Source organism: Kribbella antibiotica, from assembly GCF_004349055.1.
GTDB classification, from domain to species: domain Bacteria; phylum Actinomycetota; class Actinomycetes; order Propionibacteriales; family Kribbellaceae; genus Kribbella; species Kribbella antibiotica.
This window is the reverse complement of the sequence record NZ_SMKX01000058.1, coordinates 40,234-47,641: the sequence shown is the minus strand read 5'-3', so window position 1 is coordinate 47,641 and position 7,408 is coordinate 40,234. Positions and strand designations below refer to the sequence as shown.

At 68.1% G+C, this 7,408-nt stretch carries 7 protein-coding genes; 3 read left to right on the top strand and 4 right to left on the bottom strand.

Annotated elements, in window-relative coordinates; genetic code table 11:
• The 3 genes from recO to E1263_RS20640 form a co-directional block, all read right to left on the bottom strand.
• On the bottom strand, nt 1–541 hold a 541-nt coding region (gene recO / locus E1263_RS20650; RefSeq protein ID WP_132169780.1), incomplete at its 3' end, for a DNA repair protein RecO.
• A 12-nt stretch (nt 542–553) separates the two neighbouring features.
• On the bottom strand, nt 554–1,381 hold the full coding sequence (locus tag E1263_RS20645; protein WP_132169778.1) for an NAD(P)H-binding protein: 828 nt from the start codon (nt 1,379–1,381) through the stop codon (nt 554–556).
• Nucleotides 1,378–2,367, bottom strand: coding sequence for an aldo/keto reductase (locus E1263_RS20640; protein ID WP_132169776.1), 990 nt, complete (start codon nt 2,365–2,367; stop codon nt 1,378–1,380). The genes E1263_RS20645 and E1263_RS20640 overlap by 4 nt, the downstream gene beginning before the upstream one ends.
• Nucleotides 2,368–2,515: 148 nt before the next feature.
• Here E1263_RS20640 and E1263_RS20635 point away from each other — a divergent pair, with 148 nt between their 5' ends.
• Genes E1263_RS20635 through E1263_RS20625 form a run of 3 tightly spaced genes read left to right on the top strand, consistent with a single transcriptional unit; the run spans nt 2,516 to nt 7,094 of the window.
• The gene (locus E1263_RS20635; protein WP_132169774.1) at nt 2,516–5,617 is read left to right on the top strand and encodes an ABC transporter permease; all 3,102 of its coding nucleotides are present in this window, start codon (nt 2,516–2,518) and stop codon (nt 5,615–5,617) included.
• Complete coding sequence (locus tag E1263_RS20630) at nt 5,614–6,450, top strand: ABC transporter ATP-binding protein (RefSeq protein ID WP_132169772.1); 837 nt, start codon at nt 5,614–5,616, stop codon at nt 6,448–6,450. The genes E1263_RS20635 and E1263_RS20630 overlap by 4 nt, the downstream gene beginning before the upstream one ends.
• Nucleotides 6,447–7,094: an ABC transporter ATP-binding protein gene (locus E1263_RS20625; protein ID WP_132169770.1), complete on the top strand. Its 648-nt coding sequence runs from the start codon at nt 6,447–6,449 to the stop codon at nt 7,092–7,094. The genes E1263_RS20630 and E1263_RS20625 overlap by 4 nt, the downstream gene beginning before the upstream one ends.
• On the opposite strand, the gene E1263_RS20620 is transcribed toward E1263_RS20625, so the two are convergent.
• On the bottom strand, nt 7,091–7,360 hold the full coding sequence (locus E1263_RS20620) for an SAV_915 family protein (RefSeq protein WP_132169768.1): 270 nt from the start codon (nt 7,358–7,360) through the stop codon (nt 7,091–7,093). The two genes, E1263_RS20625 and E1263_RS20620, sit on opposite strands and share 4 nt — an antisense overlap.
• Between the last annotated feature and the right edge of the window lie 48 nt (nt 7,361–7,408).

The following is a 7,408-nucleotide window of genomic DNA, read 5'->3' as shown; positions in this document are numbered from 1 at the left end:
GGCAGGCGGCGCAGACTACGCCGCCGGAGGTGGGGTTGAAGGCTCGGTGGGGGCCTTCTTCCCCGCAGCGGGCGCAGTCGCCGAAGGAGGGGGCGTAGCCGGAGATGGCTAGGGCTCTTAAGAGGAACGAGTCCAGGACCAGGGCTGGTTCTCGTTCGCCTTTGGAGAGGACGCGGAGGGCGCTGGCCAGGAGTAGGTGGTGCTGGGTGGCTGGTTCTTTTTCTTCTACTACCAGGCGGTCGGTGGTCTCCAGGAGGACTGTGCCGGTGGTGTAGCGGGCGTAGTCGTTGACTATGCCTTCGCCGTAGGCGGAGATGGAGACGGCTTGGGTGACTACGTCGAGGGTGCGGCCGGTGGCCAGCTGGAGGTCTACGTGGCTGAAGGGCTCGAGGCGGGCGCCGAAGCGGGACGACGTACGGCGGACGCCTTTGACTACGGCGCGGACCTTGCCGTTGGCTCGGGTCAGGAGCGTGGCGATGCGGTCTGCTTCACCCAGTTTGTGGGTGCGCAGAACGATCGCCTCATCCCGGTAGAGCGGCACGTGGACAGTCTCTCACTCAGGACCGACAAGCTGCTGCAGGCCCAAAGGTGGGCGGCCGGTGAGGTCGGCGACGGCGGTGGAGACGTGGCTTAGTTCGCCGGATGCGATGGCGGCGTAGGAGGTGACCCAGCCGGCGACCTCCCAGGAGGCGGCGCCGTAGGACTCGCGGGAGCGGTAGGCCTCGTCGAGGGTTTCGGGCTCGTAGCGGACCGGTCGGTCCCAGGCAGCAGCCAGTACGGCGGCTGCTTCGGCGAGCGTGAAGGCGGCCGGACCCGTGAGGTCGTACGTCGCGCCTGCGTGGCCGTCGCTCGTCAGAACTGCAGCGGCTACCGCGGCGACGTCGTCGCGGGCAACCGCGGCAACCCGGCCGTCGCCCGCGGGGCCGCGGATGGCGCCGTCCTCGCCGACGAAGCCGGGGATGAAGTCGAGGTAGAGGTTGTCGCGGAGGAACGTGAAGTCAACGCCCGTACTGCGGATGTGCTGCTCGGTGTGCCAGTGGTCGCGAGCGAACGTGAAGGTCGCGTCCGCAGCAGCGCCGGCAAAGGAGGTATAGACGATCCGCTTGACGCCGGCCGCGACCGCCGCATCAACGGTTGCCTTATGCAAGGAAACCCGGTCAGCCGATTCCGTTGCGCTCAGCAACATCAAGGTGTCGATACCGTCGAGCGCATCAAGCAGCGCGGCATGTTCGCCATAAGCGGCAACGGCAACCGTGGCCCCCGGCAACGACGGAGCCCGGGACGCGTCGCGGACAACCAGCCGCTGCGGCACGCCACCCGACGCCAGCAACTGCGCGATCCGGGAGCCGAGCTGGCCGGTCGAGCCTGTCAGCGCGATCATTTGCCCACCAGGTCCATGCCACCGGCGGCGTACCGCTCCCCCGCCACGTCGAGATCCGGCGGGAAGGCTTCGTTCAACGCGGTCAGCTCGGAGGCAGTCAGCGAAACGTCGAGCGCACCAAGGTTTTCCGCCAGGTACTTACGGCGCTTCGTCCCCGGGATCGGAACGATGTCATTGCCCTGAGCAAGCAACCAGGCCAGGGCCAGCTGGCCGGCGGCGATACCGCGAGAGGCGGCCAGCTCCTCGACCTTGGCGACCAGGTCCAAGTTGCGCTGGAAGTTCTCTCCGCTGAACCGCGGCAGCCCGCGCCGCGCGTCGTCCGGCTCGAAATCGTCCGGCGACTTCAGTTGACCGGTGAGGAACCCGCGCCCCAGTGGGCTGAACGGCACGAACCCGATCCCCAGCTCACGCAGTGTCGGCAGTACGACGGTCTCCGGGTCACGCGTCCACAGCGACCACTCACTCTGTACGGCGGTAATCGGGTGCACCGCGTGCGCGGCCCGCACCGTGTCGCCGTTCACCTCGGAAAGTCCCAGGTACCGAACCTTCCCCGCCTCAACCTGGGAAGCCATTGCCCCCACCGTCTCCTCGATCGGCACCTTCGGATCGCGCCGATGCAGGTACCAGAGGTCCACGTGGTCAACGCCGAGCCGCTGCAACGAGGCATCCAGAGCCGAGACCGCGTACGACGGGCTGCCGTCGACCCCGGTCGGCATCGCGGCACCGGCCTGCGGCCGGAAGCCGAACTTGGTCGCCAGCACCACCTCATCGCGCCGGCCGGCGATTGCGCGGCCGATCAGCGACTCGTTGGCACCGTTGCCGTAGATGTCGGCAGTGTCCAGGAAGGTGCAGCCGGCGTCGATCGCCGCGTGCACGGTCGCGATCGATTCGGTCTCGTCCGACGTCACGCCGTACGACTGGGACATCCCCATACAGCCGAGGCCGAGGCGGGAGACGGTCAGGTCACCGAGGTGGGATTCACTCATGGTCCGAACCTACCGCTGCCACCGTCCGCACCCCACAGCACCCGAAGAATCTGACCAGGCAACGACTCCGTGACATTTTTCCGGGTTCCACCACCGTGGCCGTCACTTTCCGTATGTTCACACCGAAGTACGACGCTGGGGGTGGCTGATGTTTCTGCGCAGAGCGCTGCGTTATCGCTGGGCCCAGGCCTTGGTTCTGGCCGGGATCAGCTTGTTGATCGGGACCTGTGCGGTGTTCGCACCGTGGTTCTCGCGCGCGGTCGAGCAAACGGTGATGACCGAAACGCTGACCAGTCAGGCCATACCGGCTGCCTGGAAGCTGTCGTCGCAGACTGGGGTCGAAACCGTCGGTGGCAGTGCTGAAGGCGATCCGAAGTCGCTCGACGCTTTGGTCCCGGCCGATCTCAAGGCGCTCTTTACTCCCCCGGTGCACGGGATGCGCAGCACCCTGACCTGGCGCGTGCCGACGATGATCCCGAAGGAGCCTTCGGTGGCCGGCACGCTGGTGTGGCGCGACGGTTACTGTGCGCAACTGACCGTGGTCGAGGGCCGCTGCCCGCAGCGGCCCAACGAGGTGATCGCCTCCATCGCGGACAAGACGACCTGGGACTTCACGGTCGGATCGTCGGTCCAGGGCAAGCCGTCGGACAACTTCGACGGTGGCGCCCAGTTGACTGTCGTGGGCTTCTACCGGCCGCTGCAGGCGCGCGGCGAGTACTGGTTCGGGCAGTATCCGACCGGCCATTCCCGCTCGCCGTCCGACCTGGACGCCGGCAGCACGGATCACTTCTTCGCCGACCTTTCGACGTTCACCGGCAAGACCTGGGCGCCCCGGTTCTCCTCCGACACCCGCGTCATCCCCGGGGTCGCGCGGATCGACGACCTCGCCCGGCTCCAGGACGCGACCGACACGGTCAACGGGAACGCCACCCAGCTCGGGCTCAACGCCGAGAACACTTCGTCGCTGTCCACGGTCATCGACCAGATCCAGAACCAGCGCTCACAGGGCCGCACGATCATCCCGCTGGTGATGGTCCAGGTCGCGCTGTTCGGCGTCGTCGTCCTGGCGCTCGCGCTCGGCGCCGTGGTCGATCAGCGTCGCCCGGAGATCGCCCTGTCGCGACTCCGCGGTACGTCAGCCCGCCGTACGGCGCGCAGCCTGATCACCGAATTGGGAATCCCGGTGCTGATCGGCACCCTCACCGGAGTCGCGACCGGCTTCGGTCTGCTCCTGATCGCGCGGGCGACCTGGCTCCGGTACGGCGCCCCGCTGGAACTCCCGTGGACCGTACCGGCGGCGCTTGTCCTGGCGATCGTCATCGGGCTGCTCGTGGTGATCCTCCAGGTCCGGGGCGGTGTCCGGCAGACGATCTCGAGCCTGCTGCGCCGGGTTCCGCCGCGCGGACGCGGTTGGGCGGTCGGCATCGTCGACCTCTGCATCATCGTCTTCGCGGTCGCCGGGCTCGCCGCGGCCGCGACCGGCGACGGCCGCGGTCCGCTCCCCGTCCTCACCCCTGCACTCCTCTCCCTGGCAGTCGGCCTGACCTTCGCGCATCTGCTGCTCCCGACGGCCGGACTGATCAGCCGCCGGGCCGCCCGCAGCGGGCGGTTGGGACTCGCCCTCGGAGCGCTGCAGATCTCCCGGCGGCCGGCCGTCACCCGGATCGTTGCCGCGGTCGCGGTCGCGGGCGGTCTGCTCGCCTTCGCCGGCCAGGCCGCATCGGTCGGCGACCACAACCGCGAGACCCGCGCCGGATACGAGGTCGGGGCGCAAGCGGTACTACGGACAAACGGGCTCTCCCTCGGCGACTTCACCAAGGCGATCAACCAGATCGACCCGCAGCGGCAGTGGTTCACCCCGGTGGTGATGTCGCGACCGCCGGCGCCGGATTCTCTGAAGACAATGATGATCGAGCCGGAGAGTTTCCGCCGCGTGGCCTACCGTGGCGATCAGCTGACCGACCCGGCCGGGTGGCAGGCGCTGGCCGCGCCGGCGATCAAGCCGATCGAATTCCGTAGCTCGAAGCTGACCATGACCGCGGCCATCAGTTCCGTGCAGCAGTTGGAGAATCCGCTCAAGGGCGGTCCCGACTACGATCCGGCGCGTTCACTCGTCCTCCGGGCGAGCGTCGTGAGCCTGCGCAACGGCAGCCGCTACCTGGTCTCGTTCCCGCCGTTGCCGTTGACAACCAAACAGCCGGTCGCGCTGACTGCGTCCGTCGACTGCCTGGGTGGTTGCCAGCTGCTCCAGCTGGGCTTCGGCCGCGAGGTCCTCGACCAGGGCGGGGTATCGGCCAACGTTGCCATCAGCAAGGTTTCCACCGAGACCCAGCCATCGCTGACGCTCGGAACGGCGACCGACTGGAAGGGCGTCGAGCACCTCGGCGGTGATGCGGGCAGCATCACGGCCAAGGCCGGCGGTCTGCTCACGCTGTCGGTGAAAAGCTTCAGCGACGAACAGTTCCTGCAGTTCGGGACCGTTCCGACGACAGTGCCGGCAGTGATCACACCGGAGTTCCGTTACGCGGAGGGGACCACGACCAGCCCGGCAAGTGACGGTACGCCGATGTTCGTCAGCAAGCTGAGCAATTCCACCGGTCCGGTGAACCGCTACCCCGACCGGACCGCGGTCGTCGATCTCGAGACGGTACGACGCCTCGGCGGCGGACTCGACGAGTTCGCCACCGACTTCGAGTTGTGGCTGAACGATGCGGGGCTGGCCCGAGTCGACCAACTCACGGCCGCGTTCAGCAAGGCCGGGTACAGCGTCGAACTGTCCGATGTGCGGTCGGAGCGCATCGCGTCGTACGGGCGTTCGGCCAGCGCACTGACGTTGCAGCTGACCCCGGTGGTCGGCATCGCAGCGTGGGCGCTGGCGATCGTCGTACTGCTGCTGACTGTGGTGACGTCGTGGCGGTCGCGGGCGCAGGACTACGCGAGCCTGCGGATCACCGGCGTACCGGCTCCGCTCACCGGGCGGGCGGCTCGGTGGGAGCAGACCGGGCCGGTCGCGTTGGCCGTGCTGCTGGGGTCGGCGTGTGGGGTGATTGGTGCGCAGATCGCGCTCCCGCTCATCCCCCTGTTCGCGGACACTGGCGGGCCGTATCCACTGGAGTTGTCCACGAACTGGCCGGTCGCGATTGGGTTGTGGGCGGGCGGGACGATCGTGCTCGCGGTGGTGACGTTGCTGCTCGGTACCGGGGTGAACCGGAGAGCGTCGTACAGCCGGATCCGGGAGGAGCTGACATGAGCGGACTGGCGATCAGTACGACCGGCCTGGTGCATATCTATCGCGCGCACGGGCATGACGTGGCCGCGCTCTCTGGCATCGGGATCACCGTGCGTCCGGGTGAGCTGGTCGGGCTCCTCGGCCCTTCTGGTGCTGGGAAATCGACGCTGCTGCAGCTATGTGGTGGGCTGCTGACACCTAGCGCTGGGCGGCTGCAGATCGGCGAGCACAACCTCGCGACGATGACCGAGGCTGAGCTGGATCGGATGCGGTCCGGCGATGTCGGGATCGTGCTGCAGGGGGCTGGGCGGAATCTGATTCCATATCTGTCGCCGCTCGACAACGTGCGGTACGCGCAACAGGCGGCGCCGCGGGATCGTGAGGTGCCGGCGCCGATCGACGTACTGGAGCTGGTTGGGCTGCGGGAGCACGCCTCCGTCGCGTTGACGGCGCTGACGCCGGGGCAGGTGCAGTTGTGCGCGGTGGCGGTGGGGATCGCGACGATGCCGGGGCTGCTGCTGGCGGATGAGCCGACGAGCCAGCTCGATCACCACGCGCGTGACGAGGTGCTGGCCGCGATCCGCACGATCAACCACCGGACCGGTATGACGGTTCTGTTGATCACGCACGACCCTGAAGTCGCGGCGGCGCTCCCCCGGACGATCACGATTCGCGACGGGCGGATTGCTGCTGAGGGGCGGTCGGGTGAGGAGTACGCCGTGGTTGCGACCGACGGGTCGTTGCCGCTGCCTCCGCATGTCGCAGAGTTGTTGCCGGCCGGGACGTTGGTACAGGTGACGATCGAGGACGGTCAGGTCCGGCTCAGCCCGGTGGATCAGGAGGGGTCTTCATGATCCAGGTCAAGAACATCACAGTCGCGTACGGCGATCTGGTCGCCGTCGACGATGTGTCGTTCGACGTACCGCCGGGGTTCGTGCTTGCGGTCAGCGGGCCGTCCGGGGCGGGCAAGAGTTCGTTGCTCTGGGCAATCGCCGGTGCGGTCGACGTTCTCACCGGAACAGTCGAGGTCGACGGGCTGGTGATCACCGAACGACCGGCCGCGGCCGCGCATGGCGTCGTACTGATCCCGCAGGGTAACGGGCTCGCGCGCGTACTCACCGCCCGCGAGAACCTCACTATCCCGTTGCTGGCCAACGGCAACGACCCGGACGAAACCCAGGTCGTCGTTGAGAAAGCGCTGGCGGCGGTCGGGCTCGCGGAGAGCGGCGACCATCTGGTCGAGGAGCTGTCCGGCGGTGAGCAACAACGCGTCGCCGTTGCCCGCGGCATCGCCCAACGTGGCCGCGCCGTCCTCGCCGACGAGTCCACCAGCGAACTCGACAGCACCAACCGCGAACGCGTCCTCGCCCTCCTCCAAACCCAAGCAGACCAAGGCGCCGCCGTCATCATCGCCACCCATGACCCCACCGTCGCCGAAGCCGCCGACGGCCACGCGGTCATGGACGAAGGCCGCCTCACCTGGGTCCGCCGCCTCTAGCTGGCGACGGCTAGCTCGGCGACGACTCGGTGCGGGTCCAGCTGGATTCGCGTGATTCCGAGAGGTTCCAGGGCTTCGCGGAGGGACGGCTCGGTGGTGCGGAGGTATTCGTGGTGCGGGCCGCAGGCGGTGTGGAGATGGGTGAGGGTGGTGAAGGCGATGCCTACGCGCCGGCCATTGGGGAGGTGGCCGGTTTGGAGGGTGCAGCCGACGCCGCCGGCGGGGTGGACGGGGACGTACCAGTCATCGCTATGTCGAGTGCTCACAGCAATGACGGTACGGCGAAGCCCAACGGGGCGGGGGTCTTCTCACAC

Excerpts from the sequence above, each read along its gene's own strand:
- E1263_RS20645 (WP_132169778.1), bottom strand. The coding sequence starts at position 1,381 with ATGATCGCGCTGACAGGCTCGACCGGCCAGCTCGGCTCCCGGATCGCG.
- E1263_RS20640 (WP_132169776.1), bottom strand. The coding sequence starts at position 2,367 with ATGAGTGAATCCCACCTCGGTGACCTGACCGTCTCCCGCCTCGGCCTC.
- E1263_RS20635 (WP_132169774.1), top strand. The coding sequence starts at position 2,516 with ATGTTTCTGCGCAGAGCGCTGCGTTATCGCTGGGCCCAGGCCTTGGTT.
- E1263_RS20630 (WP_132169772.1), top strand. The coding sequence starts at position 5,614 with ATGAGCGGACTGGCGATCAGTACGACCGGCCTGGTGCATATCTATCGC.
- E1263_RS20625 (WP_132169770.1), top strand. The coding sequence starts at position 6,447 with ATGATCCAGGTCAAGAACATCACAGTCGCGTACGGCGATCTGGTCGCC.